Origin of the sequence: Streptomyces sp. SM1, assembly GCF_002910825.1 — a bacterium.
Classification (GTDB): domain Bacteria; phylum Actinomycetota; class Actinomycetes; order Streptomycetales; family Streptomycetaceae; genus Streptomyces; species Streptomyces okerensis.
Genome location: NZ_NEUB01000829.1, coordinates 1 through 25,291, shown reverse-complemented (window position 1 = coordinate 25,291; position 25,291 = coordinate 1). Strand labels below are relative to the sequence as shown.

Sequence of the window (25,291 nt, the reverse complement as noted above, 5' to 3'; positions counted from 1 at the left end):
ACGACAAGGAACAAGAGCTGCGTGTCCACGCAGGATCACTGCGTGTTCAGGTCGCCCAGCGCACGACTGATGCGCCGTCCGGCGCCGGCTGCGTCACTCCCGCCTCAGGACTGTCCGGCAGCAGATGGGACAGCACCATCACACTGATCGTCTTGCGGATGAACGGCTCCTGGCGGATCCGCTCCAGCACCTCCTCGAAGTGCTCCACGTCCCGCGCCCGTACGTGCAGCAACGCGTCCGCACCCCCGGTGACCGTCATCGCCGCGGCGATCTCCGGATGGTTGCGCACCACCTCCGCCAGCCGCCGGGGCGGCGCCGCCCCCTCGCAGTAGACCTCGACGTACGCCTCCGTGCGCCAGCCCAGCGCCGCCGGCCGCACCGTCGCCGTGAACCCGGTGATCACCCCGGTCTCGCGCAGCCGGTCCACCCGGCGTTTGACCGCCGTGGACGACAGCCCGACGGCGGCGCCGATCTCCGCGAAGGACGTCCTGGCGTTCGCCATCAGAGCCGTGACGATCTTCCGGTCGAGCTCGTCGAACGGCGTGGGCCTGCTGCTCATGCGGGCACTGTATCCAGCGGCGGCCGGCCGTCCGGCGCACCACGTCCCGACGCCGGCGCCCATGTGCGGCACGTGTCCACACGGGGGAAACACCCCTACACTCCACGTTCATGCTGCGCGCCCTCGCCGTCGACGACGAACGCCCCTCGCTGGAGGAACTGCTGTACCTGCTGAACGCGGACCCGCGCATCGGCAGCGCGGAGGGCGCGGGCGACGCCACCGAGGCGCTGCGCCGCATCAACCGCGCGCTGGAATCGGGCCCCGACGGGCCCGAGGCCATCGACGTCGTCTTCCTCGACATCCAGATGCCCGGCCTCGACGGCCTCGACCTGGCCCGGCTGCTCGGCGGCTTCGCCCGGCCGCCGCTCATCGTGTTCGTCACCGCCCACGAGGACTTCGCCGTCCAGGCCTTCGACCTCAAGGCCGTCGACTACGTGCTCAAACCCGTCCGCAAGGAACGGCTGGCCGAAGCCGTCCGCCGCGCCGCCGCGCAGCGCGACACCACCCCGCGCGGGACGGCACCGCGCGACACCACCCCGCGCATCCCCGTGCACGAACCCGACCCCGACCACATAGCCGTCGAGCTCGGCGGCGTCACCCGCTTCGTCGCCGTCGACGACATCACCCATGTCGAGGCCCAGGGCGACTACGCCCGGCTGCACACCGACCGCGGCAGCCACCTCGTACGGATCCCGCTGTCCACCCTGGAGGAACGCTGGCGCTCCCGGGGTTTCGTGCGCATCCACCGCCGCCATCTGGCCGCCCTGCGCCACATCGGCGAGCTCCGGCTCGACGCCGGTACCGTGAGCGTCCTGATCGGCTCCGAGGAACTCCAGGTCAGCAGGCGGCACGCGCGCGAACTGCGGGACCTGCTGATGCGCCGGACCACGAGCTAGGGGGAAGCGAACATGCCCCAGGACCCGACCGACCGCCGTGTGGTCGTCACCGGCCCGCCCCGTCGCGCCCGCCGCACCTCCGGCTACTACCGGCCGCGCACCGAGATCGACGAGCAGACCACCCTCGGGCACACCTACGTCCGCTCCCTGATGCGGATCCAGCTGCGTGCCGGCCTCACCGTGTTCGCCGTCCTGGCCCTGCTCATCGGTCCGCTCCCGCTGGTCTTCGCGGTCGCCCCGGACGCCCGCCGCCTGGAGTGGGCGGTCCTCGGCTTCGGGCTGTACCCCCCGCTGGTCCTGCTCGCCCGCTGGTACGTACGCCGCGCCGAACGCAACGAACGCGACTTCGTGCGGCTCGTCGAGGACCGCTAGGGACCCGGGGACCGCCAGCGCCGTGAACTACACCTACGCCGTCACCGCCGTCGCGCTCGTCGTCCTCGCGACCGTCCTCGTCGGCGCCTTCGGCCTGCGCATATCCCGCACCACCTCCGACTTCTACGTCGCCTCCCGCACCGTCGGCCCCCGCCTCAACGCCGCCGCCATCAGCGGCGAGTACCTCTCCGCCGCCTCCTTCCTCGGCATCGCGGGCCTGGTCCTGGTCCAGGGGCCCGACATGCTCTGGTACCCGGTCGGCTACACCGCCGGCTATCTGGTGCTGCTGCTGTTCGTCGCCGCCCCGCTGCGCCGCTCCGGCGCCTACACGCTGCCCGACTTCGCCGAGGCCCGGCTCGCCTCGCAGACGGTGCGGCGGCTCGCCGGAGCCTTCGTCGTCGGCGTCGGCTGGCTGTACCTGCTGCCCCAGCTCCAGGGCGCCGGGCTCACCCTGACCGTCCTCACCGGCGCGCCCGACTGGCTCGGCGGGGTCATCGTCGCCGCCGTGGTGACCGTCATCGTCGGCGCCGGCGGCATGCGGAGCATCACCTTCGTCCAGGCCTTCCAGTACTGGCTGAAGCTCACGGCCCTGTTCGTCCCCGCCCTCTTCCTGATCCTCGCCTGGCAGAGCGACGGCGCGCCCAGCCACGCCTTCGACGAGCCGGCCGCCTTCCGCGAACAGCGGGTGGTCCGCATCGACGACACCCTCGACCTGCGGCTCACCAGGCCGCTCACCGTGACCGTGGACGGCACCGTGGACGGCCGTGACCACGACGGCACCGAGGTCGGCCTGTCCGCCGGGACCCACCGCATCGGCGGCGGCACCCGGCTCACCTTCGCCCGGGGCGCCGAGGTCCCCGCCGCCGGACGCGGCGCCGACGACGCCCTCTCGCCCTCCCGCGCCGAGTCCCGCGAGGAACGCCCGCTCTACGCCACGTACGGGCTGATCCTCGCCACCTTCTTCGGCACCATGGGCCTGCCCCACGTCGTCGTCCGCTTCTACACCAGCCCGCACGGCGTGGCGGCACGCCGCACCACCGTCGCCGTCCTCGGCCTGATCGGCGCCTTCTACCTCCTGCCGCCGGTCTACGGGGCCCTGGGCCGGCTGTACGCCCCCGAGCTCACCCTCACCGGGAGCGCGGACGCCGCCGTGCTGCTGCTGCCCGGCCGGATGATCGGGGGAGTGGGCGGCGACCTCCTCGGCGCGCTGGTCGCCGGGGGCGCCTTCGCCGCGTTCCTGTCGACGGCCTCCGGACTCACCATGGCCGTCGCCGGGGTCCTCACCCAGGACGTGCTGCCCTCGCGCGGGGTACGGCACTTCCGGCTCGGCACCGTGCTCGCGATGGCCGTGCCGCTCGGGGCGAGCGTCCTGGTCGGCGGACTGCCGGTGGCCGACGCGGTGGGTCTCGCCTTCGCCGTCTCGGCGTCCTCGTTCTGCCCGCTGCTCGTTCTCGGCATCTGGTGGCGCCGGCTGACCCCGCCCGGCGCCGCGGCCGGGATGCTGGTGGGCGGCGGTTCCGCCTTCCTCGCCGTCGCCGCGACCATGACCGGTTACCCGGGCGCGGGGCCCTGGCACGCCCTGCTCGCCTGGCCCGCGCTGTGGTCGGTGCCGCTGGGCTTCCTCACCATGATCCTGGTGTCACTGGCCACCCCCGGCCGCGTACCGCCCGGCACGGCGGCGGTGCTGGCCCGCTTCCACCTCCCGGAGGAACTGCGCTCCGAGGACCGGCGCACGGAGGTGTCCGCATGAGCGGATTCCTCGCCGGCCTGCTCGTCGCCGTACTGCCCCTGCTGGCCGCCGGATTCTGGCTGGGCCGGCGCACCGCCCGGCCCACCAGCCTCGCCGGACTCGGCACCCCCGTCGAGCACGCCACCTTCGAGACCCTGCACACCGCCTCGCTGGCCACGCCCCCGCTCCGGGCCGGACTGACCGAGGAGACCGCCGGAAAATCCGCCCGCAAACTGCGCTCCCTGCTGGGCACGGACGCCCTGTGCCTCACCGACCGTGATCGGGTCCTCGCCTGGGACGGCGCCGGCGCCCACCACCGCACCGAGATCATGGAACGCCTCACCGGCCCCCTCGACAGCGGCCGCGGCGAGGCCTTCCCGCTCAGCTGCGACACCCCCGACTGCTCGGTGCGCTGGGCGGTCGTCGCCCCGCTCACCGTCGACGACCGGGTGCACGGCGCGCTCGTGGCCTGCGCGCCCCGCGAGTCCGCGGTGCTGGTCCGGGCCGCCGGGGAGGTAGCCCGCTGGGTCTCCGTACAACTGGAACTCGCCGACCTCGACCAGTCCCGCACCCGCCTCATCGAGGCCGAGATCAGGGCGCTGCGGGCGCAGATCTCCCCGCACTTCATCTTCAACTCGCTCGCCGTGATCGCCTCGTTCGTGCGCACGGATCCGGAGCGCGCCCGGGAGCTGCTGCTCGAGTTCGCCGACTTCACCCGCTACTCGTTCCGCCGGCACGGCGACTTCACCACTCTCGCCGACGAGCTGCACGCCATCGACCACTACCTGGCACTGGTCCGGGCCCGCTTCGGCGACCGCCTCTCCGTCACCCTGCAGATCGCCCCCGAGGTGCTGCCGGTCGCCCTGCCGTTCCTCTGCCTCCAGCCACTCGTGGAGAACGCCGTCAAGCACGGGCTGGAGGGCAAGGCCGACCAGTGCCACATCCAGATCACCGCGCAGGACGCCGGCGCCGAGGCCCTCGTCGTCATCGAGGACGACGGCGCCGGTATGGACCCCGTCCTGCTGCGCCGTATCCTCGCCCGCGAGGTCAGCCCCACCGGCGGGATCGGACTGTCCAACGTCGACGACCGGCTGCGCCAGGTCTACGGCGACGACCACGGCCTCGTCATCGAGACAGCCGTGGGAGCGGGCATGAAGATCACCGTCCGGCTGCCGAAGTACCAGCCGGGCGTGCACCTGGCGGGGCGGCTCACCCCGAGATGAGGCCCACCGCCCCGGGCTTGTCTCAGGTGCTGCGGGTGGCCACCATTCCCAAGGTGATCAGGCCCAGGACGACCCAGCCGAACCACAGCCAGCCGTTGCTGCCGAGCGCCACCGTGTACGCGGTCACGGCGACCAGCGCGCCTACGGTGAGCACTCCCATGGTCTTCGTCGACGTTGAACCGTGCGTGGTACCGGGCATCGCAACACCCTCCTCATGGTTCGGCTCTCTCCATGGTGCCCCCGTTGCGCCTCTTTACGGCACTCACGGACCGGACGTCACGTGGTGCGACCTCTCGTGCGCGGAACGTGTCCGTGCCGGTGCGGGTGACGTCCGACCTCAGCGCCCGGGAGCGTTCAGGGAGGCCAGGTAGGCGTTGTACGCCTCGAGCTCCTTGTCCCCGTCCCGGTCGGCGGCACGGTCCTGGCGCTTCGCCTGCCGCTGGTCCGAGGCGTACCACTGGAAGAGCAGCGCGATCAGGACCAGTACCGAGGGAACCTCACTGAACGCCCAGGCGATGCCTCCGGCCGCGTTCTGGTCGGACAGCGCGTCGACGCCGAGCGAGCCGGGCGGGTTCCCGAAGGTCGTGACCATCGGTGTCGACGCCATCATCAGCGCGATGCCGAAGAAGGCGTGGAAGGGCATGCCCGCGAAGAGTTCCAGCATCCGCATCAGATAGCCCGACCGGTGCGGACCCGGGTCCACGCCCATGATCGGCCAGAAGAAGACCAGGCCGACGGCGAGGAAGTGCACCATCATCGCGATGTGGCCCACCTGGGAGCCCATCAGGAAGTCGAAGAGCGGGGTGAAGTACAGGCCGTACAGGCTCGCGATGAACAGCGGGATGGTGAACACGGGGTGGGTGACGATCCGCATGTAGTGGCTGTGCAGCAGCATCAGCAGCAGTTCGCGCGGCCCCTTGCGGCCCCGCCCGGCCGGCGGCAGCGCGCGCAGAGCCAGGGTGATCGGGGCGCCGAGCAGGATCAGGATCGGCGACACCATGCTGATCATCATGTGCTGCACCATGTGCACGCTGAACATGACCATGCCGTAGTCGTTCAGCGCGGTGCACATCATGAGCCCGATGCTCAGCACACCGGTGACGAACGCGACGGTCCGCCCCACCGGCCACTTGTCGCCGCGCCGGACCAGCCGCACCACGCCCCAGCCGTAGAGCGCCAGCCCCAGCAGACACGCGACGAGAAAGAAGGGGTCCGCCGACCAGGCGAGCCCCCGCCCCAGCGTGAACGGCGGCAGATCCATCGTCATGCCGTGCCCGCTGTGATCCATCCGCCGGCTCCATTTTCGTGCAGGTTGTACCCAATCCGTCCGCACTCAGAGTACGACCGGCCCCGGCCACACCAGTGACCGGGGTCGGCGAAACACCCTTGCCTCACGGACCGGGCCGGACCCGGGGGGTCACAGCACGCACTGCGCCTCCGCGTACCGCGACTCCGGCACCGTCTTCAGCGTCTCCACCGCCTCCGCGAGAGGCACCGTCACGATCTCCGTGCCCCGCAGCGCGGTCATCCGCCCGAACTCTCCCCGGTGCGCCGCCTCCACCGCGTGCCATCCGAACCGCGTCGCCAGCACCCGGTCGTACGCCGTGGGCGTCCCGCCGCGCTGCACATGCCCGAGGATCACCGGCCGCGCCTCCTTGCCGAGCCGTTCCTCCAGCTCCAGGGAGAGCTGCCGGGCGATCCCGGCGAACCGCTCGTGCCCGTAGACGTCCTTGCCGCCCTCGTCGAAGTCCATCGTGCCGGCCCTCGGCTTGGCCCCCTCCGCAGCGACCACGATCGCGAACCGCTTGCCGGCCGAGAACCGCTCGCCGACCTTCGCGGTCAGCTCGTCGATGTCGAAGGGCCGCTCGGGGACGACGACGGCGTGCGCGCCCGCCGCCATGCCCGAGTGCAGTGCGATCCAGCCCGTGTGACGGCCCATGACCTCCACGATCAGCACGCGCTGATGGGACTCGGCGGTGGTCTTCAGCCGGTCGAGGGCCTCGGTCGCCACCCCGACGGCCGTGTCGAAGCCGAACGTGACGTCGGTGCCGGCGATGTCGTTGTCGATCGTCTTCGGTACGCCGACTATCGGCAGGCCGTTGTCGGAGAGCAGCCGGGCGGCCTTGAGCGTGCCCTCACCGCCGATCGGGATGATCGCGTCGAGGCTTAGCTCCTGCACGTGCCCCCGGGCCCGCTCCACACCGTCCCGCAGGTGCTCGGGGCGTACCCGGGAGGAGCCGAGGATGGTGCCGCCGCGGGCGAGGATGCCGCTCACCGCGTCGAGGTCGAGCTTGAGGTAGTCGGCCTCCAGGAGACCCTTCCACCCGTCACGGAAGCCGATGACCTCGTCGCCGTGGTCGACGACGGCACGGTGCACGACGGACCGGATGACGGCGTTCAGGCCGGGGCAGTCGCCGCCGGACGTGAGGACACCAATGCGCATAGCCCGAAACAACCTTCTCGATGTGGGCCGGACCGGACCGCGCTGTCCGGCTCGATCCCCGCCACCCTAGCGGCTACGGGGGTCTCGCCCGCATCTGGCGTCCGCCTGCTGGACGGCCCCGCTCACCTGTGCGGAGCAGGCGTCAGACGGGCCGTCCGGACCCGTCCGACGCCCGGTGTCCACGGGCTCGCGGACGCCTCAGGCGGGCTGCTGGGCCGCCGCGATCCGCTCGTTGCGCAGGGCCTCGTACCAGCGGTCGTCCGTCGGCGGCAGCGCGTTGACGTCCAGCGCCAGCTTCAGCAGCAGGTCGGCGATCAGCGGGTTGCGGGCGAGCACGGGGCCGTGCATGTACGTGCCGAAGACGGTGCCGTTGAACGCGCCCTCGGTGCCGTCCCCGGTGCCGTTGCCGTTGCCGAAGCGCACCTGGGCGAGCGGGCGGGCCGTGGGACCCAGATGGGTGACGCCCTGGTGGTTCTCGAACCCGGTCAGCGGGGGGAGTCCGAGCTGCGGGTTGATGTCCCCGAGCACGTCGCCCACGCACCGGTCGCTCTCGCCGCGTACCGAGACCACGTCGAGCAGACCGAGGCCGGGCTCGCGCTGGCCGAGGTCGTTGATGAACTCGTGGCCGAGGATCTGGTAGCCGGCGCACACCGAGAAGACGATCGCGCCGTTCTCCACCGCGCGGTGCAGTCCGCCGTCCCGGCGCAGCCGCTCGGCGGCCAGCCGCTGCGGGCGGTCCTCGCCGCCGCCGATCAGATAGATGTCGCCGGAGGTCGGGATGGGCTGGTCGCTGCGCACGTCGAGTCGTGCCACGTCCAGGCCGCGCTGCCGCGCCCGGCGCTCGACGACGAGGGCGTTGCCCTGGTCGCCGTAGGTGCTGAGCAGGTCCGGGTAGATCCAGACGACCCGCAACTGGTTGTCGCTCACTTCAAGTCCCCTGAGGTGTCGTGGTCAGTTGCCGACGCGGCGGCGCAGGTCCTGGAACGCGGTGTAGTTGGCGATGACCTCGATCCGGCCGGGCGGGCAGAGCTGCACCGCCTGGTCGAGGTTCTCGCAGACCTGGAACTGCTGGTTCGCCACCTCCAGCCGCACCGCGAGGTCCAGCTTCCGGTCGCCGACCACGCAGATCGGGTGGCCGGTCAGCCGTGTGTAGTCGACGTCCCACAGCCAGGAGGTGTCGGTACCGTCGGCGCCGCGCGCGTTCACCGAGAGGATCACCGGGGTCGGCGGCGGGTCGATCAGCGAGAACGTCTCCAGCCAGCCCGCGGGGTTCTTGGCGAGCAGCAGGCGCAGGTCACGGCCCTCGAACTGGACCACGTCGTAGCGGCCGGCCACCGCCTGCACCTGGTACATGCGCTCCAGGGCGACCTGCGGCGGCACCCCGAAGACGGCGGCGACGGCCGCGGAGGACGCGGCGTTGGCCTTGTTGGCGCGGCCCGGCAGCTGGAGGTGGATCGGCCAGGCGGAGCCGTGCGGGTCGAGCACGTGGTCGCCGGAGAGCGCCCAGCTCGGGGTCGGCCGGCGGAATCCGCACTCGCCGCAGAACCAGTCGTCGCCCGGGCGCTGCATCACACCGCCGCAGGACGGGCAGGACCAGGCGTCGTCCTTCCACATCTGCCCGGCGGCGACCCAGATCACGTTGGGGGAGGAGGACGCGGCCCACACCACCAGCGGGTCGTCGGCGTTGGCGACGATGACGGCCTTGGAGCCGGCCAGTCCCTCGCGCCAGTTCTCCGCGAGCATCCGGGTCTCGGCGGCGCGGTCGAGCTGGTCGCGGGAGAGGTTGAGCAGGGCGATGCACTTCGGGTCGGTGTCCCGGGCCACGCCGGCCAGGTACTTCTCGTCGACCTCGATGACGCCGAACTTCGACTCCGAGCCGCCCGCGAGCGCCGAGGTGATGCCGGCCGGCATGTTGGCGCCGAGCGCGTTGGACACGACCGGTCCCGCGGCCCGCAGGGCCTCCGCGATGAGCCGGGTCGTGGTGGTCTTGCCGTTGGTCGCCGAGACCAGGACGCAGTCCAGGTTCTGGGCGAGCCGGGCGAGGAGATCGGGGTCCAGTTTGAGCGCCACCCGGCCGCCGATCACCGAGCCGCTGCCGCGTCCGGCGGCGCGGGAGGCCGCCGCGACCGCCTTGCCCGCGGTCACGGCCAGCTTGGCCCGCGGCGAGAGCGGGTCCGAGTTGCCTGCCATCAGTTCTCGATCCTCCTTGCGTACGCGCCGCGTCTGTGCCTGACGGCCACGTGGTGAGAGCTCAGCCTATCGAGATCCGTTCGACCTCCAGAACCGCGGCACCATCGTGAGACGGGCTTTGCTGGAAGGACCGTACCCTTGCCGCCATGCGACACGGCTCCATCCCCGGCGTCCAGGGACGCGTGAGGCCCCTCACCCTGCTCGGCGATCCGGTACTGCACGCGCCCTGCGGGAAGGTCACCGGCTTCGGTCCGGAACTCGCCCGCCTGGTGGAGGACTTGTTCGTGACGATGTACGCGGCCCAGGGGGTGGGCCTGGCGGCCAACCAGGTCGGCGAGGCGCTGCGGGTGTTCGTCTACGACTGCCCGGACGACGAGGACGTCCGGCACCGGGGGCATGTGGTGAACCCGCGGCTGGTCGAGGCGGACGGGGTGGTGGTGCGCGGCCCGGAGGGCTGCCTGTCCCTGCCCGGTCTGGAGGCGGGAACGGAGCGGTACGACCACGCCGTCGTCGAGGGTTTCACGGTGACCGGAGAACCGGTCACCGTCCACGGCACCGGCTTCTTCGCCCGCTGTCTGCAACACGAGTGCGACCACGTCGAGGGCCGTGTCTACGCCGACCACCTGACCGGATGGCGGCACCGCAGACTCATGCGCCGGGCGAACCGCGCTCCCTGGAACCGGCGGGACTGACACCCCGGCACCGGGCGTGGTCACCGCCCGCCCCCGAGGCCGCCCGTGCCGCGGCCCACGGCCCGGGGCGGCCGGGAGGGCGGCTCAGAAGCCCGGGCCGCCGACCTTGTCACCGGCCGCCGCGAGCCGCCCCCACAGCAGGTCCGCCAGGCTGCCTACCAACTCCGCGCGGGAGCAGGGACGTTCGCCGAGCCACCAGTCACCGGCCGCGTGCATCATGCCGACGATGCCGTGTCCCCACACCCGGGCCAGCTGCCGGCTGTCCGGCCCCAGGTCCAGCCGTTCCCCGATCACCTGGGCCAGTTCCTCGCCCATTCGCCGCAGCAGTGGCGCCGAGTGCTTGCCGACGTCGAAGCCCTGGTCGCCCGGCGTCCCTTCCGCCGGATGCATCAGGAACCGGTACACCTGGGGGCGCGCCTCGATCGCCGACAGGTAGGTGTCCAGCGTGGCCTCGACCCGCTCGCGCCGTTCCGCGGGGGCGTCCAGGGCGGCCCGCAGCGAATCCAGCAGCGCGTCGGTGTGCCGGGTGGCCAGAGCCGCGTACAGTCCTCCCTTGTCGCCGAAGTGCCGGTAGAGAATGGGCTTGGTGATGCCGGCCTCGGCGGCGATCGCGTTCATCGAGGCCCCCGGGCCGTCGCGCAGCACCACCCGGTCGGCGGCCTCCAACAGCTCGCGCCGGCGTCGGTCGGCGGACCGCTGCTGATCGGTCCGCTGTGTGGTGTCCATGAGCTCTCCCCACCCGTGCTGGTTCGGTGACGCCTGCGCAAACTAACACTGAAGGCCTTGTGGTCATCGAACGGGATACCCGACCGGTCCTGAGGAGTTGACTTTTCCTACCGACCGGTAACAGACTCGATGTTACCGTAAGTAACACGCACGTGTGCTGCCGCTGGAGGGGTCATGGCCGAGTTCACCATGGAGCTCAACGACGAACAGAAAGAGGTCCGCGACTGGCTGCACGGCTTCGCCGCCGACGTGATCCGCCCCGCGGCCGCCGAGTGGGACGAGCGCGAGGAGACTCCCTGGCCGGTGATCCAGGAGGCCGCCAAGGTCGGCATCTACTCCCTGGACTTCTACGCCCAGCAGTACTTCGACGCAAGCGGCCTCGGCATCCCCATGGCGATGGAGGAGCTCTTCTGGGGCGACGCGGGCATCGCCCTGTCGATCGTCGGCACCGGTCTCGCCGCGGTCGGCGTCCTCGCCAACGGCACCGAGGAGCAGATCGGCACCTGGATCCCCCAGATGTACGGCGACGCCAACGACGTCAAGGTCGCCGCGTTCTGCTCCTCCGAGCCCGACGCCGGCTCCGACGTGGCCTCGATGCGCACCCGCGCGGTGTACGACGAGGCCAAGGACGAGTGGGTGATCAACGGAACCAAGACCTGGGCCACCAACGGCGGTATCGCCAACGTCCACGTCGTGGTCGCGGTCGTCGACGCGGACCTCGGCTCCAAGGGCCACGCCTCCTTCATCATCCCGCCGGGCACCCCGGGCTGCTCCCAGGGCCAGAAGTTCAAGAAGCACGGCATCCGGGCCTCGCACACCGCCGAGGTCATCCTGGACAACGTGCGCGTTCCCGGCTCCTGCCTGCTCGGCGGCAAGGAGAAGCTGGACGAGCGCCTCGCCGGCGCCCGGGAGAAGGCCAAGAAGGGCGGCATGGGGGTCCCCCCGCTCGAGCGAAGCCGAGAGGGGGGAAGGGTGAAGAACGCCGCGATGGCCACCTTCGAGGCATCCCGGCCCGCCGTCGGCGCCATGGCGGTCGGTACCGCCCGCGCGGCCTACGAGGTCGCCCTCGAGTACGCCACCACGCGTGAGCAGTTCGGCCGCCCGATCATCGACAACCAGGGTGTCGCCTTCCAGCTCGCCGACATGCGCACCCAGATCGACGCTGCCCGCCTCCTGGTGTGGCGCGCCTCCTGGATGGCGATCAACGGCAAGCAGTTCACGGCGGCCGAGGGCTCGATGTCCAAACTGTTCGCCAGCGAGACGGCCAAGAAGGTCACCGGCCAGGCGATCCAGATCCTCGGCGGCAACGGCTACACGCGTGAGTACCCGGTCGAGCGGATGCACCGCGACGCCGCGATCTACACGATCTTCGAGGGTACCAGCGAGATCCAGCGCCTGGTGATCGCCCGCACCCTGTCGGGCATGCCCATCCGCTGAAGGCCGGCCGACCGGACGACCCGGCGGTGCGGACGGCACCGCCGGGTTACCCGTGCCCCGTCTCCGGGGAACCCTCGTGTGTGACCGGTGCGACGGAGGACGCGATGACACACACGGCCCGGCAACTGCTGGAGAGGACCACCAGGGAACTCGCCCCCGACCCGGGGTCCAACCCCCTGGTTCCCCTGATCGCCCGCGGCGGGGCCGGCCGGTCCGCCCTGGCCGCGCTCGCCCTGGAACAGCGATGGGTGATCCCGGCGGACCGCCGTGCCTTCCTGCACCTGGCCGAACGGTCCGGCCCGGAGCAGGCCGCCTACTTCACCGCCCTGGCCGAGGGCGAGGCCCTGGCGGCGGAACATCTGAAGACCTTCACGGCCGCGTGCGGTGTGGACGAGACCCGGGCGGACACCTACGCGCCCCTGCCGGGCTGTCAGACCTACCCCGCGTACGTCGCCTGGCCGGCCCTGAACGCCGGACCCTCCGACGTGGTCCTGGCCCTCGCCGCCAACTTCTCCGCCCGGGGCGGCTACTGCGCGACGATCGCCGAGGCCCTGCGCACCCGCTACGGCTTCGCCGACGAGTCCTGCGCCTTCTTCGACTTCTTCGCCGAACCGGCCCCGGCCCTGGACGAAGCCGCCACGCAGGCCGTGCGGACCGCCCTGGACAGGGGATCCCTCAACGAATCCCGTGCCCGCCAGTACGCCCACGCGCTCCAGACGTACGAGGCGATGTTCTGGGCCACGCTCGGGGAACACACCTAGGGGCGCGGGGAGCCGCGCGCTCGACCACGGCCCACCGGCACCCGGCTACGACGCACCCCCGCTGCTGTGGGCGATGCACGCCACGTCGATCCGGTCGGCGAGCTTCGCGAGCTCGATGGTCAGCGCGGCGACCGTGTCCTCGTCGAGCCCGTCCTCCCCCGCCTCGACCAGCCGCACCCACCGCCCGCCCACCGTACGCAGCAGCTTGCTGACATCGGCAGCCGCCACCTGCAAGGTCCCGCTGTCGTCGACGATCAGAGGCAGAGTCACTTCGCGGTTCACAGTCGGGATCGTAGCCGCGCGGACATCACGCACCCTGCCAAACCGTGGTGATGTTGCAGAACTCGCGGATTCCGTGCCCGGACAGCTCACGTCCGTACCCGGACCGCTTCACCCCGCCGAACGGGAACGCCGGATGGGACGCCGTCATCCCGTTCACGTACACACTGCCCGCCTCCAGGTCCCGGACGAACCGGTCGACCTCGGCCTCGTCGCGGGTCCAGACGTTGGAGCTGAGCCCGAAGTCGGTGTCGTTCGCGATCAGGACCGCCTCGTCCAGGTCCGCCGCCCGGTACAGCGTGGCGACCGGTCCGAAGGCCTCCTCCCGGTGGATGCGCATCTCCCGGCCGATCCCGGCCAGCACCGTCGGAGGGTAGAACCAGCCGGGTCCCTCGGGGCGCTCGCCGCCGCAGAGCACGGTGGCGCCGGCCCGTACGGCGTCGTCGACCAGTTCCTCCAGATCGTCGCGGCCCCGTTCGCTGGAGAGCGGCCCGACGTCCGTGTCCTCGTCCATCGGGTCGCCGACCCTCAGCGCCTTCATGCCCGCGGTGAAGCGCTCGGCGAAGGCGTCGTAGACGTCCGTGTGCACGATGAACCGCTTGGCCGCGATGCAGGACTGCCCCGCGTTCTGCGTGCGCGCGGTGACCGCGACCTCGGCGGCACGGTCCAGGTCGGCCGAGGGCATCACGACGTACGGGTCGCTGCCGCCCAGTTCCAGCACCGTCTTCTTGATCATCTCGCCGGCGGTGGAGGCGACCGCGCGGCCCGCGGGCTCGCTTCCGGTGAGGGTGGCCGCCTTGATCCGTTCGTCCCGCAGGAGATCGTCGACCGCGGCGGAGCCGATGAGCAGGGTCTGGAAACAGCCCTCGGTGAAGCCCGCGCGGTGGAAGAGGTCCTCCAGGTACAGGGCCGTCTGCGGGACGTTCGAGGCATGCTTGAGCAGTCCCACGTTGCCCGCCATCAGCGCCGGCGCGGCGAACCGCACCACCTGCCACAGCGGGAAGTTCCACGGCATCACGGCGAGCACCGGGCCCAGCGGCCGGTAGCGCACCAGGACCCGGGAGGCGCCGGAGTCCTTCACGTCGGACGCGTCCGGCTCCTCGTCGGCGAGGAGCTCCGCCGCGTGGTCGGCGTACCAGTGCATCGCCTTGGCGCACTTCGCGGCCTCCGCGCGGGCCTGCTTGACCGGCTTGCCCATCTCCGTGGTGATCATCCGGCCGACGGACCCCTGGTCCTCGTCGAGGATCTCGGCGGCCCGGTGCAGCAGGCGGGCACGCTCGTCGAACGCCGTCGTCCGGTACGTGCGGAACGTGGCCTCCGCGAGCTGGAGCCGGCGTTCGAGCTCCTCCTCGTCCATGGGGTGGTACGTCTTGAGGGTCTCGCCGTTCGCCGGATTCACCGTGGCGATGTGCATCGCTGACCTCCCTGGGGACGGGCTGTGCCTTTTGACCTTCCCGCGCGGCGGTGGGCGGCGCAACGCGGGAGGCCTCCTCAGGGCGAGTGCTCCGCCAGGCGGTCGAGAAACGCGGTCTGCGCGGAGACGATCACTTCCCGTGCCCGGTCCGGCGTGAACCACGCGACCCGGTCCAGCTCCGGGAACTCCCGCATCCGCCCCGACTTCGGCGGCCACTCCATCGCGAAGGTGCCGGGGACCACCGTCGCCGGGTCCAGGTCGGCCTCGACCGCCCACGCGGTGACCGTCTTGCCGCCGGACTGCCGGACCTCCCCGAGCGGCAGCGCCTCGCCGTCCGGTGGCGGCAGCCCCAGTTCCTCCCGGAATTCGCGGCGCGCCGCCTCCCAGGCCGGCTCCCCGGGGTCGTACTCACCCTTCGGCACGGTCCACGCCCCGGTGTCCCGCCGGGCGAAGTACGGGCCGCCCATATGACCGAGCAACACCTCGATGCCCTGACCGGTGTGTCGGAACAACAGCAGTCCGGCGCTTCGGGAGCCCTTCACGGGCGTACCCCGGGGTGTGCGGCGAGCAGGGTCTCCACCGTGTCCGCCTCCTCGGGGCGCTTGTCCTCGCGATAGCGGATCACCCGGGCGAACCGGAGGGTGACACCGGCCGGGTAGCGGGTGGAGCGCTGGAGACCGTCGTAGGCGATCTCCACCACGAGTTCGGGGCGCACCGTCACGACGTGTCCGCTCTCGTCGGCCGCCAGTTCCCGCAGCCTCCCGGTCTGCCACGCCAGCATCGCGTCGGTCATGCCCTTGAAGGTCTTGCCGAGCATCGTGAACCCGCCGTCGGCCGTGCGCGCGCCCAGGTGCAGATTGGAGAGCTTCCCGGCGCGGCGGCCGTGGCCCCACTCGGCGGCCAGCACCACCAGGTCGAGCGTGTGCACCGGCTTCACCTTGAGCCAGGACGCGCCGCGCCGGCCCGCGCTGTACGGGGCGTCCAGGCCCTTGACCACGACACCCTCGTGCCCACGTTCGAGCGCCCCGGCGAGGAACTCCTCGGCCGCTCCCACCTCCCCGGGCCCGGACACCAGGGCGCGCCGTACCCGCATCGGCTCCGGGACCAGCCGGGCCAGCTCCGCGTGCCGCGCGGTGAACGGCAGGTCCAGCAGGTCGCGTCCGTCGACGGAGAGCGCGTCGAAGAAGACGGGGGAGACGGGGACCTCCCGGGCGGCCGCGGCCACGTCCACCCGGGAGCCGACCCGGCCGGCGGTCTCCTGGAAGGAGCGGGGGCGGCCGCTGTCGTCGAAGGAGATGACCTCCCCGTCCAGGATGAACCGCTCCCCCCGCAGCTCCAGGGCCGCCGCCGTCACCTCCGGCAGCCGGCCGGTGATGTCGTCGAGGGTCCGGGTGTGCACGCGCACGGTGCCGCCGTCGCGGTGGACCTGCACGCGGATGCCGTCGAGCTTCTCCTCGACCGCGCAGGGCCCCAGTTTCTCCACCGCCTCCGCGACCGAGGAGGCGCTGTGCGCCAGCATCGGCAGCACCGGCCGGCCGACGGTGAGCCGGAACCGCTCCAGTGCCCCCGGGCCGTCGGCCAGCAGCGCCTCGGCCACCGACTGCAGGGAGCCGGCCAGCATCACCGCCCGCCGCACATCGGCCGGCGGAGCCCCGGTCGCCTGCGCCAGCCCCTCGACGGCGACCGCGTCCAGGGCGCCCTGCCGGACCTCTCCGGTGAGCAGTCCGGACAGGAACCGCTGCTCGTCCTCGGTGCACGCGGCCAGCAGGTCGCCGACCAGCCCGGCCCGCTCGGCCTGGGAGCCCGGACCGGACACCCCGCCGAGGCCGGTGAGCAGCGCGTCGACCTCGCGCACGGTCAGGACCGGCTCGGCGGCGGGGGCGACCGGACGGCTCAGCGCCTTCCAGCCCACGCCGATCCGGCCCTGCGGCAACCGGCCCGCCAGGTAGGGGATGACGATCGGTACGTCGTCCGCCTCCGCCTCCCGGAACAGCTCGGCGAGCAGGGCCGTCTTCCGGGACCGCGCCGAGGTGGCGGCGACCTCCTGGGACACTCGGGCCAAGCGGTACAGCAGCATGCGGCCATGGTGCTACGCGGAGCCGGGCACCGCACACCCCGGACGCCCGGACGCCTAGCCGTTCACGGCGGCGTCCAGACGGCTCATGAGCAGGTCGCCGACGATCGCCGCCGCCGCGCGGTAGCCGCCGCTCGCCGCGTGCACCACCTGCTCGGAGAAGCCGATCGCGTTGCCCGCCGCCCAGACGCCGGGCACCGTGGTCAGACCGGTCGGGTCGACCACCGGATACGCGCCGAACGGCGTCTCGTCCAGTTCGGCGCCCAGCCGCTCCAGAAGGCCCGTCCGCGGCACCGGACGCGGCCCGGTGAAGAGTACGGAGCGGGTGTGCGTGGTGCCGTCGGCCAGCCGCACCCCGGTGAGCCGGTCGTCCTCGATCACCAGCCCGGCGACCTCGCCGGGCACCACGTCGACCCCGGCGGCGGCCAGCCGTCGCAGGTCCAGGTCGGACAGCTCGGCCTCGGCGACCCGGTGCAGGAAGAGGGTGACGTCCTTCGACCACTGGGAGACCATCAGCGCCTGGTGCACGCTCATCGCGCTCGACGCGAGCACACCGAAGGGCTCGTCGCGCACCTCCCAGCCGTGGCAGAACGGGCAGTGCAGCACGTCCCGCCCGAACCGCTCGGCGACTCCGGGGACCTCGGGCAGTTCGTCCCTCAGCCCGGTGGCGACGACCAGCCGCCGAGTGCGTACGGCCCCTCCCGAGTCGAGTACGACGGTGAAGTCCTCGTCGCTCGTGACGTCCGTGACCCGGTCCCGGACGAGCTCGACGCCGTAGCGTGCGATCTCCTCCCGTCCCAGCGCCAGGAACTCGGCCGGTGACATCCCGTCCCGGGTCAGATAGCCCTGCATGTGCGCCGAGGGAGCGTTGCGCGGCTCACCCGCGTCGACGACCAGCGTCCGGTGGCGGGCCCGGCCCAGTACCAGCGCGGCGGAGAGCCCCGCCGCTCCACCGCCGACGACGACCACGTCGTAGATCTCGCTGCGGTCCGTTTCGTTCATCGTGACCACCTCCACGACCACAGTCGCCGAGCCGGTGCCGCATTGACAAACAAGCTTGCCGATCCTGCAATAGCAGGATGACGGCGGACGACGTTCTCGCGGATGTGGGCCCCCGGCTGCGGCGGATCAGGAAGGAGCGGGAGGTGACCCTCGCGGTGCTGTCGGAGACGACCGGCATATCCGTGAGCACCCTCTCGCGGCTGGAGTCCGGGCTGCGCAGACCCAGCCTGGAGCTGCTGCTGCCGATCGCGCAGGCGCATCAGGTGCCGCTGGACGAGCTGGTCGGCGCGCCGCCGGTCGGCGATCCGCGTATCCGGGCGTCCGAGCCGATCGTGCGCCACGGCCGCACCCACTGGCCGCTCACCCGCCAGCCCGGCGGGCTGCAGGCGTACAAGGTGCTCGAACCGAAGCGGCGGCTGGAACCCGAACCGCGCACGCACGAGGGCTACGAGTGGCTGTATGTGATGTCCGGGAAGCTGCGGCTGGTTCTCGGCGAGCACGACGTGGTGCTGGCGGCGGGGGAGGCGGCGGAGTTCGACACGCGGGTGCCGCACTGGTTCGGGTCGACGGGGGAGGGGTCCGTGGAGTTCCTCAGCCTGTTCGGCCCGCAGGGGGAGCGGATGCACGTACGGGCGCGGCCCAGGCGGGGCTGACGCGGGGCCCGCCCGGGCGTGCCGGGCGAGACTGTTCCCTGATAGGCAAGCGACCGCTTAGTATGCGGTGGACCCGGTCAGGCGAACACGACGTTCACAGCCCCGTGGAGGCCCCGCATGCAGGCATGGCAAGTGCACGAGCTCGGCGAACCGGGCGAGGTGATGCGCCTCGCGGAGGTGGCGCCGCCGACTCCCGGCGAGGGGCAGGTCCTGCTGAAGGTGCGTGCCGCCAACATCAACTTCCCGGACGCGCTGATGTGCCGGGGCCACTACCAGGTCAGGCCCCCGCTGCCGTTCACCCCCGGTGTCGAGATCTGCGGCGAGACCGAGGACGGGCGCCGGGTGATCGCCAATCCCGCACTGCCGTACGGCGGTTTCGCCGAGTACGCCGTCGCGGACGCCGCCGCGCTGCTGCCCGCGCCGGAGGCGCTGGACGACGCCGAGGCGGCCGCCCTGCACATCGGCTACCAGACCGGATGGTTCGGCCTGCACCGCCGGGCGGGTCTGCGGGACGGCGAGACGCTGCTCGTCCACGCCGCCGCGGGCGGGGTCGGCAGCGCGGCCGTGCAGCTCGGCAAGGCCGCGGGCGCCACCGTCATCGGTGTGGTCGGCGGCGCCGGGAAGGTGGCCGCCGCCCGCGGACTGGGCTGCGACGTCGTGATCGACCGGCGCGAGCAGGACGTCGTGGCCGCCGTGAAGGAGGCCACCGGCGGACGGGGCGCCGACGTGATCTACGACCCCGTCGGCGGACAGGCCTACGCCCAGTCCGCCAAGGCGGTCGCCTTCGAGGGCCGGATCGTCGTCGTCGGCTTCGCGAGCGGAACCATCCCCAGCCCGGCCCTGAACCACGCCCTCGTCAAGAACTACGCGATCCTCGGCCTGCACTGGGGCCTGTACAACACCAAGAACCCCGAGCTGGTCCGGCACTGCCACGAACAGCTCACGGACCTCGCCGCACGGGGCGCGATCAAGCCGCTGGTCAGTGAGCGCGTCCCGCTCACCGGGGCCGCCGGCGCCGTACAGCGGGTCGCCGACGGTGTCACCACCGGACGCGTCACCGTGCTGCCCGCTCTGGAGAAGGGAGTGGCCGCATGACCGACGCCGCGGAACTGCGCCGCCGCACACAGGAGTTGCTCGCCGCCCATCCGCCCGCCGACACCGGCCGTGCGGACTTCCTGCGCGCCCGTTTCGACGCCGGACTCGCCTGGGTGCACTTCCCCGAGGGACTCGGCGGCCTCGGCGCCCCGCGTTCCCTCCAGGCCGTCGTGGACGCCGAACTGCAGACCGCGGGAGCTCCCGACAACGATCCGCGCCGTATCGGCATCGGTCTGGGCATGGCCGCGCCGACGATCCTCCAGTACGGCACCGAGGAGCAGAAGCGGCGCTTCCTGCGGCCCCTGTGGACCGGCGAGGAGGTCTGGTGCCAGCTGTTCAGCGAGCCGGGTGCCGGATCCGACCTGGCCGCGCTCGGCACACGCGCCGTGCGTGAGGACAGCGGAGACTGGGTGGTCGACGGGCAGAAGGTGTGGACGTCCAGCGCCCACCTGGCCCGCTGGGCCATCCTCATCGCCCGCACCGACCCCGAGGTGCCCAAACACCGCGGCATCACCTACTTCGTCTGCGACATGACCGACCCCGGTGTCGAGGTGCGGCCGCTGCGCCAGATCACCGGTGAGGCCGAGTTCAACGAGGTGTTCCTCACCGGCGTCCGCATCCCCGACGCCCACCGGCTCGGCGAGGTCGGCGACGGCTGGCGGGTCGCGCAGACCACGCTCAACAACGAGCGCGTCGCCATCGGCGGCATGCGGCTGCCCCGCGAGGGCGGAATGATCGGCCCGGTCTCGAAGACCTGGCGCGAACGCCCCGGACTGCGCACCCACGATCTGCACCAGCGGCTGCTGAAGCTCTGGGTCGAGGCGGAGGTCGCCCGGCTGGCCGGTGAACGCCTGCGCCAGCAGCTCGTCGCCGGACAGCCCGGCCCCGAGGGCGCCGGAATGAAGCTGGGCTTCGCCCGTCTCAACCAGGAGATCAGCGGCCTGGAGGTGGAACTCCGGGGCGAGGAGGGCCTGCTGTACGACGACTGGACCATGCGCCGCCCGGAACTGGTCGACTTCACCGGCCGGGACGCCGGATACCGGTACCTCCGCTCCAAGGGCAACAGCATCGAGGGCGGGACCAGCGAGGTCCTGCTGAACATCGTCGCCGAGCGCGTCCTCGGCCTGCCGGCCGAGCCGCGCACCGACAAGGACGTCGCGTGGAAGGACCTGGCCCGATGAGCGATCTCCTGTACTCGGAGGAGGAGGAGGCGCTCCGCGCCGCCGTCCGGGACCTGCTCACCGACCACTGCGACGCGGCCGGCGTGATCGCCCGCATCGAGTCGGACGCCCCGCACGACCTGTCCCTGTGGAAGTCGCTCGCCGACGACATGGGCCTCGCCGGCCTGCTGGTCCCCGAGGACCGCGGCGGCCAGGGCGCCACCCATCGCGAAGCCGCCGTCGTCCTGGAGGAACTGGGGCGCGCGGTCGCTCCCGTGCCGTACCTGACGAGCGCGGTCGTGGCCACCGAGGCGCTGCTGGCCTGCGCGGAGCCCGGCGACCTGCTCGCCGGGCTGGCGTCCGGACGCCGCATCGGCGCCCTCGCCGTCGGGCTCCACACCGCTCCCGGCGCCGCGTTCCCCACCGTACGGCTGGAGGACGGCGCCCTGTACGGGGAGCTGACCGGCATCGCGGACGCGGCCGTCGCGGGTGTGCTGCTGGTGCCCGCGGACGACGGCGGACTGTACGCGGTGGAGGCCGACGCGGTCACCGTCACCGCGCAGCCGTCCCTGGACCTGACCAGGCCGCTCGCCCGGATCGTCCTCGACGGTGCCCCGGGACGTCGCCTCGGAGACACGGAACCCGCCGTACGCCGTGCCCTGCGGGCCGGGGCCGGACTGCTCGCCTCCGAACAACTCGGGCTGGCGGAATGGTCGTTGACGGAAACCGTCCGCTACCTGAAGGACCGCAAGCAGTTCAACCGTCCCGTCGGCGGTTTCCAGGCGCTCAAGCACCGGCTCGCCCGGCTGTGGCTGGACGTCGTCAACCTCCGCGCGGCCGCGCGGGGCGCCGCCGACGCGCTGTCCACCGGCGAGGACGCCGAGGTGACGGTCACTGTCGCCCAGGCCTACGCCGCGCCGGTCGCGGTCCGTGCCGCCGAGGAGGCGCTGCAACTGCACGGCGGCATCGGCATGACCTGGGAACACCCGGTCCACCTCTGTCTCAAGCGGGCCAAGGCCGACTCCATCGCCTACGGGACGGCGGGCGCCCACCGCGAAGTCCTCGCCGAACTGGTCGACCTGCGAGCACCCTGACCGGCCGGACCGCCGCAGAAGCCCGTCCCTCAGGGGGCGGGCTTCTCCCGTGCGCCCCGCGCCGACGAGGTGAACACACGACGGCGGATCGGCCAACTCACCGCAGGGCACTGCTTCCTGGCCCCGTCAGGACCCCATACTCGCGGGGACCCCGTACGGCACTTCCAGGGAGGCAGAGCATGGCCCTCACCACCCTCGGCGCCGCCCTCGCCGGTACCGTCGCCCTCCCCGCGGCCCACGCGCTGGCCGGCGAACAGCGGCACCGCCCGCGCCCGTTGTGGCGCGCCCACGCCCACAACGACTACGAGCACTCCCGGTCCCTCCTCGACGCCCTCGACCACCGCTTCACCAGCGTCGAGGCGGACATCTTCCTCGTCGACGGCCAACTCCTCGTCGCCCACGACCCCGCGGACCTCGACCCGTCCCGCACCCTCGAGTCCCTCTACCTCGACCCCCTCGCGGCCCGGGTCCGCGCGCACCGCGGCTCCGTCCACCGCGGGCACCGCAGGCCGCTCCAGCTGCTGATCGACATCAAGACCGAGGGTTCGTCCACGTACCGCGAACTCGACCGCCATCTGCGCCGTTACCGGCACCTGTTCACCACCTGCGCGCACGGCAGGGTGTTCCCCGGCCCCGTCACGGCCGTCGTCTCCGGCGACCGCGCCGCCCGCGCTCCCATGGAAGCCCAGCGGGTACGCCGCGCCTTCTACGACGGCCGGCTCACCGACCTCGCCGCTCCCGCCCCGGCCTCCTTCGCCCCGCTGATCAGCGACAACTGGACGCTCAACTTCACCTGGCGGGGCGTCGGCGCCTTTCCCTTGGCCGAGCGCCGGAGACTGCACGGCATCGTGCGCACCGCACACGCGCGCGGGCAGCGGGTGCGCTTCTGGGCCACGCCCGATCTGCCGGGCCCCGCCCGCGACGCGCTGTGGGGCGAACTGGTCGCGGCGGACGTCGACCATTTCAACACCGATGACCTCGCCGGGCTGGAATCCTTCCTCGACGTCCACCGGAGGACCTGACACCACACGTTCGGCGGACAGGTCAGCAGCCCGAACGAACCCTCCGCTACGCCACACTTGCGGCCGAACGCCGCGAAACGGATGTGGCGGAGGAGGTTGACGATGGCCATTTCCATCTCGGTGGTGCTGCTGCTCTCGGTCCTGGCGGTGATCTTCCTGCGCAACAGCGGGCTCAAGGTCTCCCACGCGCTGGTCTGTCTGCTGCTCGGGTTCTACCTGGCCGGCACCAGCATCGCGCCCACGATCCACAGCGGTCTCACCGCGACCGCCGACATCGTCGGCGGGCTGCGGCCGTGAGCCCGGAGGGCCGCCGGCCCCGGTTCAGCGGCCGGCCGCCGCGTCGCGCGGAAGCACGGTGACGCGGTGGAAGTTGCACCCGTACGGCGGCGGCGGCGCGGACGGGGGCCGGTTCTGGTGTGCCTTCAGGGCCACGCTCACCAGACTCAGCAGCAGGTCCACGTCGGTGTCGCAGTCCAGATGCACCGTCACCCAGCATGAACCGGGAACCATCCTGATCGCGCTGGATCCGCCCAGGTCGTAGTGGAAACGCTGGATCGCGCGATGGGTGAGGTGGAGATCCACGCTCCGCGCGGAGTGGAAGTGGACGATCTCGTCTCGGGCGGTACGGAGCGCCTGCCCCGTGCCGCACCCGGCCGGACAGGCCGAGAGGTCGCGCCAGGTGAGCAGTCGCTCCATGGCTCGCTGCGCCGGTGTCATGCCCTTATGGTTGCCTGCTCAACCTCCGTCCACCAGGAGTTGGACGTACCGTAATCGAGCGGTGAGGTGACGGACGGCCGAAGTCGGTGTCCGGCACCGCACCTGGCGCCGCATCAGATCATGACAGCCTGTCACGCCGAGGTGGTGGCCTTCCGGTGGAGCGGGTGGCCGACGGGTTCTTCTCCCTCCGTCCCGGCGTCGCCGGGGGACGTGGTGCGGACGTTCGTCGACCACCGGATCCGGCCGGTGATCGTCGGCACATCCCCCCCAACCGGCGGAGAGCGACGCCCCGCGCGACTTCGTGCGCGAGGCCGACCGCGGCGGCCAGGTGTGGTTCGTACCCGGCCACGCCGCACCCGAGGAGCGTCCGGCACCCGCCTGACGGGGCGGGCCGGCGACGGTTGCGCGGACCGGCTGGGTACCGCCGGGTCGCGCGCTGACGTGACGCCCCGGATTCCGGGTGCCGGTCCTGACCCGGCGGTGTCGGTGCCGGTCCGGGGGTGTTCCAGGGCCCGTCCTGCCGGGGGGTCGCGCGTGCCTTTTCGGGGGGCCGGCCCCTGTGTCAGGCCCGCTCCGCCACGGCCGCCGGATCGTCCAGCACCCCCCGGATCACCGAGTGCGCCGCTCCCAGCAGCGGACCCTCCGGGCCCAGCGTGGAAACGGAGACGGGGCAGGCCGGTCCCGCGGTGCGGCGGGCCAGTTCGGACCGCAGGGAAGGCAGCAGCCAGGGCGCGAGCCCGGACAGGGCTCCGCCGAGCACCACGCTCTCCGGGTCCAGCAGATTCACCGCCCCGGTCAGGGCGATCCCGAGCGCCGTTCCCGCGTCGTGCAGGGCACGTCGTACCCCGGCGTCGTCCTGCTCGGCGCGGCCCGCGAGGAGACCGACGCGGTCCTCGCCCCCGTCCAGTCCGGCGGCGCGCAGCACCGCCTCCTCGCCGGCGTACTGCTCAAGACAGCCCCGTCCGCCGCAGGCGCAGGCCGGCCCGTCGGGCCACACCGGTACGTGACCCAACTCGCCCGCGAAGCCGCGGGTTCCGTGCAGCAGCCGCCCGTCCACCACGACCGCGGCGCCGATACCGATCTCGGCCGACACGTGGAGGAAGTCGCGTGGGGTGTCCTCGCCGAGCCACAGCTCCGCCAGCGCGCCGAAGTTGGCCTCGTTGGCCACGGTGAGCGGGAACCGCCCGGGGAGCAGATCACCGAGGTCCGTGTCGAGCCAGCCGAGGTTCGGGGCGCGTACGACGGTCCGGGCGTCGCGGGCCACCAGGCCCGGAACGGCCACGGCCAGCCCCGCCGGCCACAGTCCTTCGCCCTCCGCCTCGGCGGCGACCCGGTGGATCAGCTCGGTGAGCTCCCGGAGCACCGGCTCGGCGGGTCGGTCCCGGTTCGGCACGTGCCGCACCGCCCGCGCCCGGACCTGTCCGCGCAGGTCGACCGCACAGACCGAGAGATGGTCGACGCCGACCTCGGCGCCGATGCCTGCCGGACCGTGCCCGCTGATGGCGAGGGCCGAACCGGGACGGCCCACGCGTCCGGGCCGCTCGGGCCCCAGTTCCTCCAGCAGACCCGAGCGGATCAGCTCGTCGACCAGCGTGGAGACCGCCGCTCGGGTCAGGCCGATGCGTGAGGCGACGGCGGCCCGGGACAGCGGCCCCTCCGCGCTCACGGTGTGCATCACCCGCGCGAGATTGCGGCGGCGCATGCCCTGCTGGGTGTCGGGCAGTGCGCGTCCCGGGCCGGCCGGCCGGGGCTT

The 25,291-nt window shown here is 72.3% G+C and carries 27 protein-coding genes; 13 read left to right on the top strand and 14 right to left on the bottom strand.

Annotated features, from left to right (window positions below; genetic code table 11):
* Positions 1-46: 46 nt before the first annotated feature.
* Positions 47-559, bottom strand: coding sequence for an Lrp/AsnC family transcriptional regulator (locus tag B9S61_RS26295; protein WP_103544462.1), 513 nt, complete (start codon positions 557-559; stop codon positions 47-49).
* A gap of 110 nt (positions 560-669) precedes the next feature.
* Between B9S61_RS26295 and B9S61_RS26290 the strand changes: the two genes are divergently transcribed.
* From B9S61_RS26290 to B9S61_RS26275, 4 genes are read left to right on the top strand one after another with little or no spacing between them, the layout of a single operon-like run.
* The gene (locus B9S61_RS26290) at positions 670-1,455 is read left to right on the top strand and encodes a LytTR family DNA-binding domain-containing protein (protein ID WP_103544461.1); all 786 of its coding nucleotides are present in this window, start codon (positions 670-672) and stop codon (positions 1,453-1,455) included.
* A gap of 12 nt (positions 1,456-1,467) precedes the next feature.
* Positions 1,468-1,827: a hypothetical protein gene (locus B9S61_RS26285; protein ID WP_103544460.1), complete on the top strand. Its 360-nt coding sequence runs from the start codon at positions 1,468-1,470 to the stop codon at positions 1,825-1,827.
* 22 nt (positions 1,828-1,849) lie between these two features.
* Entirely contained in the window at positions 1,850-3,577 is a 1,728-nt protein-coding gene (locus tag B9S61_RS26280; RefSeq protein WP_103544459.1) for a cation acetate symporter, read from the top strand.
* The gene (locus B9S61_RS26275) at positions 3,574-4,779 is read left to right on the top strand and encodes a sensor histidine kinase (RefSeq protein WP_103544458.1); all 1,206 of its coding nucleotides are present in this window, start codon (positions 3,574-3,576) and stop codon (positions 4,777-4,779) included. The genes B9S61_RS26280 and B9S61_RS26275 overlap by 4 nt, the downstream gene beginning before the upstream one ends.
* A gap of 22 nt (positions 4,780-4,801) precedes the next feature.
* Here the strand turns inward: B9S61_RS26275 and B9S61_RS26270 are convergent, their stop codons facing one another.
* The 5 genes from B9S61_RS26270 to B9S61_RS26250 form a co-directional block, all read right to left on the bottom strand.
* Positions 4,802-4,978, bottom strand: a complete 177-nt coding sequence (locus B9S61_RS26270; protein WP_103544457.1) for a hypothetical protein — start codon at positions 4,976-4,978, stop codon at positions 4,802-4,804.
* Between the two features lie 138 nt (positions 4,979-5,116).
* Complete coding sequence (locus B9S61_RS26265; RefSeq protein ID WP_103544456.1) at positions 5,117-6,067, bottom strand: cytochrome c oxidase assembly protein; 951 nt, start codon at positions 6,065-6,067, stop codon at positions 5,117-5,119.
* Between the two features lie 129 nt (positions 6,068-6,196).
* Positions 6,197-7,222 (bottom strand): 6-phosphofructokinase, encoded by a 1,026-nt coding sequence (locus B9S61_RS26260; RefSeq protein ID WP_103544455.1) that lies wholly within the window; start codon positions 7,220-7,222, stop codon positions 6,197-6,199.
* 198 nt (positions 7,223-7,420) lie between these two features.
* Positions 7,421-8,149 (bottom strand): type 1 glutamine amidotransferase, encoded by a 729-nt coding sequence (locus tag B9S61_RS26255; protein WP_103544454.1) that lies wholly within the window; start codon positions 8,147-8,149, stop codon positions 7,421-7,423.
* A 24-nt stretch (positions 8,150-8,173) separates the two neighbouring features.
* Positions 8,174-9,412 carry a MurT ligase domain-containing protein gene (locus tag B9S61_RS26250; protein WP_103544453.1) on the bottom strand — a complete coding sequence of 413 codons (1,239 nt, stop codon included), beginning with the start codon at positions 9,410-9,412 and terminating at the stop codon, positions 8,174-8,176.
* Between the two features lie 146 nt (positions 9,413-9,558).
* On the opposite strand from B9S61_RS26250, the gene def reads away from it, so the two are divergent.
* Complete coding sequence (gene def / locus B9S61_RS26245) at positions 9,559-10,104, top strand: peptide deformylase (protein ID WP_103544452.1); 546 nt, start codon at positions 9,559-9,561, stop codon at positions 10,102-10,104.
* An 84-nt stretch (positions 10,105-10,188) separates the two neighbouring features.
* On the opposite strand, the gene B9S61_RS26240 is transcribed toward def, so the two are convergent.
* Positions 10,189-10,830 carry a TetR family transcriptional regulator gene (locus tag B9S61_RS26240; protein WP_103544451.1) on the bottom strand — a complete coding sequence of 214 codons (642 nt, stop codon included), beginning with the start codon at positions 10,828-10,830 and terminating at the stop codon, positions 10,189-10,191.
* A 174-nt stretch (positions 10,831-11,004) separates the two neighbouring features.
* On the opposite strand from B9S61_RS26240, the gene B9S61_RS26235 reads away from it, so the two are divergent.
* Positions 11,005-12,267: an acyl-CoA dehydrogenase family protein gene (locus B9S61_RS26235; RefSeq protein WP_103544450.1), complete on the top strand. Its 1,263-nt coding sequence runs from the start codon at positions 11,005-11,007 to the stop codon at positions 12,265-12,267.
* A gap of 104 nt (positions 12,268-12,371) precedes the next feature.
* Positions 12,372-13,028 (top strand): transcriptional regulator, encoded by a 657-nt coding sequence (locus tag B9S61_RS26230; protein WP_103544470.1) that lies wholly within the window; start codon positions 12,372-12,374, stop codon positions 13,026-13,028.
* Positions 13,029-13,073: 45 nt separating this feature from the next.
* Here B9S61_RS26230 and B9S61_RS26225 read toward each other — a convergent pair whose 3' ends face one another.
* The 5 genes from B9S61_RS26225 to B9S61_RS26205 form a co-directional block, all read right to left on the bottom strand.
* Entirely contained in the window at positions 13,074-13,310 is a 237-nt protein-coding gene (locus tag B9S61_RS26225; protein WP_103544449.1) for a DUF6213 family protein, read from the bottom strand.
* Between the two features lie 25 nt (positions 13,311-13,335).
* On the bottom strand, positions 13,336-14,721 hold the full coding sequence (locus tag B9S61_RS26220; RefSeq protein WP_103544448.1) for an NADP-dependent succinic semialdehyde dehydrogenase: 1,386 nt from the start codon (positions 14,719-14,721) through the stop codon (positions 13,336-13,338).
* Positions 14,722-14,798: 77 nt separating this feature from the next.
* Entirely contained in the window at positions 14,799-15,263 is a 465-nt protein-coding gene (locus B9S61_RS26215) for an NUDIX domain-containing protein (protein ID WP_103544447.1), read from the bottom strand.
* Positions 15,260-16,798, bottom strand: a complete 1,539-nt coding sequence (locus tag B9S61_RS26210; protein WP_103544446.1) for an ATP-dependent DNA ligase — start codon at positions 16,796-16,798, stop codon at positions 15,260-15,262. The genes B9S61_RS26215 and B9S61_RS26210 overlap by 4 nt, the downstream gene beginning before the upstream one ends.
* Positions 16,799-16,852: 54 nt before the next feature.
* The gene (locus tag B9S61_RS26205; protein ID WP_103544469.1) at positions 16,853-17,797 is read right to left on the bottom strand and encodes an NAD(P)/FAD-dependent oxidoreductase; all 945 of its coding nucleotides are present in this window, start codon (positions 17,795-17,797) and stop codon (positions 16,853-16,855) included.
* A gap of 77 nt (positions 17,798-17,874) precedes the next feature.
* Between B9S61_RS26205 and B9S61_RS26200 the strand changes: the two genes are divergently transcribed.
* The 6 genes from B9S61_RS26200 (at position 17,875) to B9S61_RS26175 (ending at position 23,118) form a co-directional block, all read left to right on the top strand.
* A complete protein-coding gene (locus B9S61_RS26200) occupies positions 17,875-18,450 on the top strand; it encodes a helix-turn-helix domain-containing protein (RefSeq protein WP_103544445.1) in 576 nt (191 codons plus the stop codon).
* Between the two features lie 117 nt (positions 18,451-18,567).
* Positions 18,568-19,545: an NADPH:quinone oxidoreductase family protein gene (locus tag B9S61_RS26195; RefSeq protein ID WP_103544444.1), complete on the top strand. Its 978-nt coding sequence runs from the start codon at positions 18,568-18,570 to the stop codon at positions 19,543-19,545.
* Positions 19,542-20,726, top strand: coding sequence for an acyl-CoA dehydrogenase family protein (locus B9S61_RS26190; RefSeq protein WP_103544443.1), 1,185 nt, complete (start codon positions 19,542-19,544; stop codon positions 20,724-20,726). Before B9S61_RS26195 ends, B9S61_RS26190 begins: the two co-directional genes overlap by 4 nt.
* Positions 20,723-21,799, top strand: a complete 1,077-nt coding sequence (locus B9S61_RS26185) for an acyl-CoA dehydrogenase family protein (RefSeq protein WP_103544442.1) — start codon at positions 20,723-20,725, stop codon at positions 21,797-21,799. The genes B9S61_RS26190 and B9S61_RS26185 overlap by 4 nt, the downstream gene beginning before the upstream one ends.
* A 179-nt stretch (positions 21,800-21,978) precedes the next feature.
* Positions 21,979-22,821: a phosphatidylinositol-specific phospholipase C/glycerophosphodiester phosphodiesterase family protein gene (locus tag B9S61_RS26180; protein WP_103544441.1), complete on the top strand. Its 843-nt coding sequence runs from the start codon at positions 21,979-21,981 to the stop codon at positions 22,819-22,821.
* 102 nt (positions 22,822-22,923) lie between these two features.
* Positions 22,924-23,118: a hypothetical protein gene (locus B9S61_RS26175; protein WP_103544440.1), complete on the top strand. Its 195-nt coding sequence runs from the start codon at positions 22,924-22,926 to the stop codon at positions 23,116-23,118.
* Positions 23,119-23,142: 24 nt separating this feature from the next.
* Here the strand turns inward: B9S61_RS26175 and B9S61_RS26170 are convergent, their stop codons facing one another.
* Both B9S61_RS26170 and B9S61_RS26165 read right to left on the bottom strand, forming a co-directional pair.
* Positions 23,143-23,538: a luciferase family protein gene (locus B9S61_RS26170; RefSeq protein WP_103544439.1), complete on the bottom strand. Its 396-nt coding sequence runs from the start codon at positions 23,536-23,538 to the stop codon at positions 23,143-23,145.
* Between the two features lie 562 nt (positions 23,539-24,100).
* A partial coding sequence (locus B9S61_RS26165) for an ROK family transcriptional regulator (RefSeq protein ID WP_103544438.1) occupies positions 24,101-25,291 on the bottom strand: 1,191 nt, incomplete at its 5' end.

What these genes read in the sequence shown, in the direction of transcription:
- B9S61_RS26275 (WP_103544458.1), top strand. Translation starts at nt 3,574, where the DNA reads ATGAGCGGATTCCTCGCCGGCCTGCTCGTCGCCGTACTGCCCCTGCTG.
- B9S61_RS26185 (WP_103544442.1), top strand. Translation starts at nt 20,723, where the DNA reads ATGAGCGATCTCCTGTACTCGGAGGAGGAGGAGGCGCTCCGCGCCGCC.
- B9S61_RS26270 (WP_103544457.1), bottom strand. Translation starts at nt 4,978, where the DNA reads ATGCCCGGTACCACGCACGGTTCAACGTCGACGAAGACCATGGGAGTG.
- B9S61_RS26235 (WP_103544450.1), top strand. Translation starts at nt 11,005, where the DNA reads ATGGCCGAGTTCACCATGGAGCTCAACGACGAACAGAAAGAGGTCCGC.
- def (WP_103544452.1), top strand. Translation starts at nt 9,559, where the DNA reads ATGCGACACGGCTCCATCCCCGGCGTCCAGGGACGCGTGAGGCCCCTC.
- B9S61_RS26290 (WP_103544461.1), top strand. Translation starts at nt 670, where the DNA reads ATGCTGCGCGCCCTCGCCGTCGACGACGAACGCCCCTCGCTGGAGGAA.
- B9S61_RS26295 (WP_103544462.1), bottom strand. Translation starts at nt 559, where the DNA reads ATGAGCAGCAGGCCCACGCCGTTCGACGAGCTCGACCGGAAGATCGTC.
- B9S61_RS26285 (WP_103544460.1), top strand. Translation starts at nt 1,468, where the DNA reads ATGCCCCAGGACCCGACCGACCGCCGTGTGGTCGTCACCGGCCCGCCC.
- B9S61_RS26250 (WP_103544453.1), bottom strand. Translation starts at nt 9,412, where the DNA reads ATGGCAGGCAACTCGGACCCGCTCTCGCCGCGGGCCAAGCTGGCCGTG.
- B9S61_RS26210 (WP_103544446.1), bottom strand. Translation starts at nt 16,798, where the DNA reads ATGCTGCTGTACCGCTTGGCCCGAGTGTCCCAGGAGGTCGCCGCCACC.
- B9S61_RS26260 (WP_103544455.1), bottom strand. Translation starts at nt 7,222, where the DNA reads ATGCGCATTGGTGTCCTCACGTCCGGCGGCGACTGCCCCGGCCTGAAC.
- B9S61_RS26265 (WP_103544456.1), bottom strand. Translation starts at nt 6,067, where the DNA reads ATGGATCACAGCGGGCACGGCATGACGATGGATCTGCCGCCGTTCACG.
- B9S61_RS26240 (WP_103544451.1), bottom strand. Translation starts at nt 10,830, where the DNA reads ATGGACACCACACAGCGGACCGATCAGCAGCGGTCCGCCGACCGACGC.
- B9S61_RS26175 (WP_103544440.1), top strand. Translation starts at nt 22,924, where the DNA reads ATGGCCATTTCCATCTCGGTGGTGCTGCTGCTCTCGGTCCTGGCGGTG.
- B9S61_RS26195 (WP_103544444.1), top strand. Translation starts at nt 18,568, where the DNA reads ATGCAGGCATGGCAAGTGCACGAGCTCGGCGAACCGGGCGAGGTGATG.
- B9S61_RS26220 (WP_103544448.1), bottom strand. Translation starts at nt 14,721, where the DNA reads ATGCACATCGCCACGGTGAATCCGGCGAACGGCGAGACCCTCAAGACG.
- B9S61_RS26200 (WP_103544445.1), top strand. Translation starts at nt 17,875, where the DNA reads ATGACGGCGGACGACGTTCTCGCGGATGTGGGCCCCCGGCTGCGGCGG.
- B9S61_RS26205 (WP_103544469.1), bottom strand. Translation starts at nt 17,797, where the DNA reads ATGAACGAAACGGACCGCAGCGAGATCTACGACGTGGTCGTCGTCGGC.
- B9S61_RS26170 (WP_103544439.1), bottom strand. Translation starts at nt 23,538, where the DNA reads ATGACACCGGCGCAGCGAGCCATGGAGCGACTGCTCACCTGGCGCGAC.
- B9S61_RS26230 (WP_103544470.1), top strand. Translation starts at nt 12,372, where the DNA reads ATGACACACACGGCCCGGCAACTGCTGGAGAGGACCACCAGGGAACTC.
- B9S61_RS26180 (WP_103544441.1), top strand. Translation starts at nt 21,979, where the DNA reads ATGGCCCTCACCACCCTCGGCGCCGCCCTCGCCGGTACCGTCGCCCTC.
- B9S61_RS26190 (WP_103544443.1), top strand. Translation starts at nt 19,542, where the DNA reads ATGACCGACGCCGCGGAACTGCGCCGCCGCACACAGGAGTTGCTCGCC.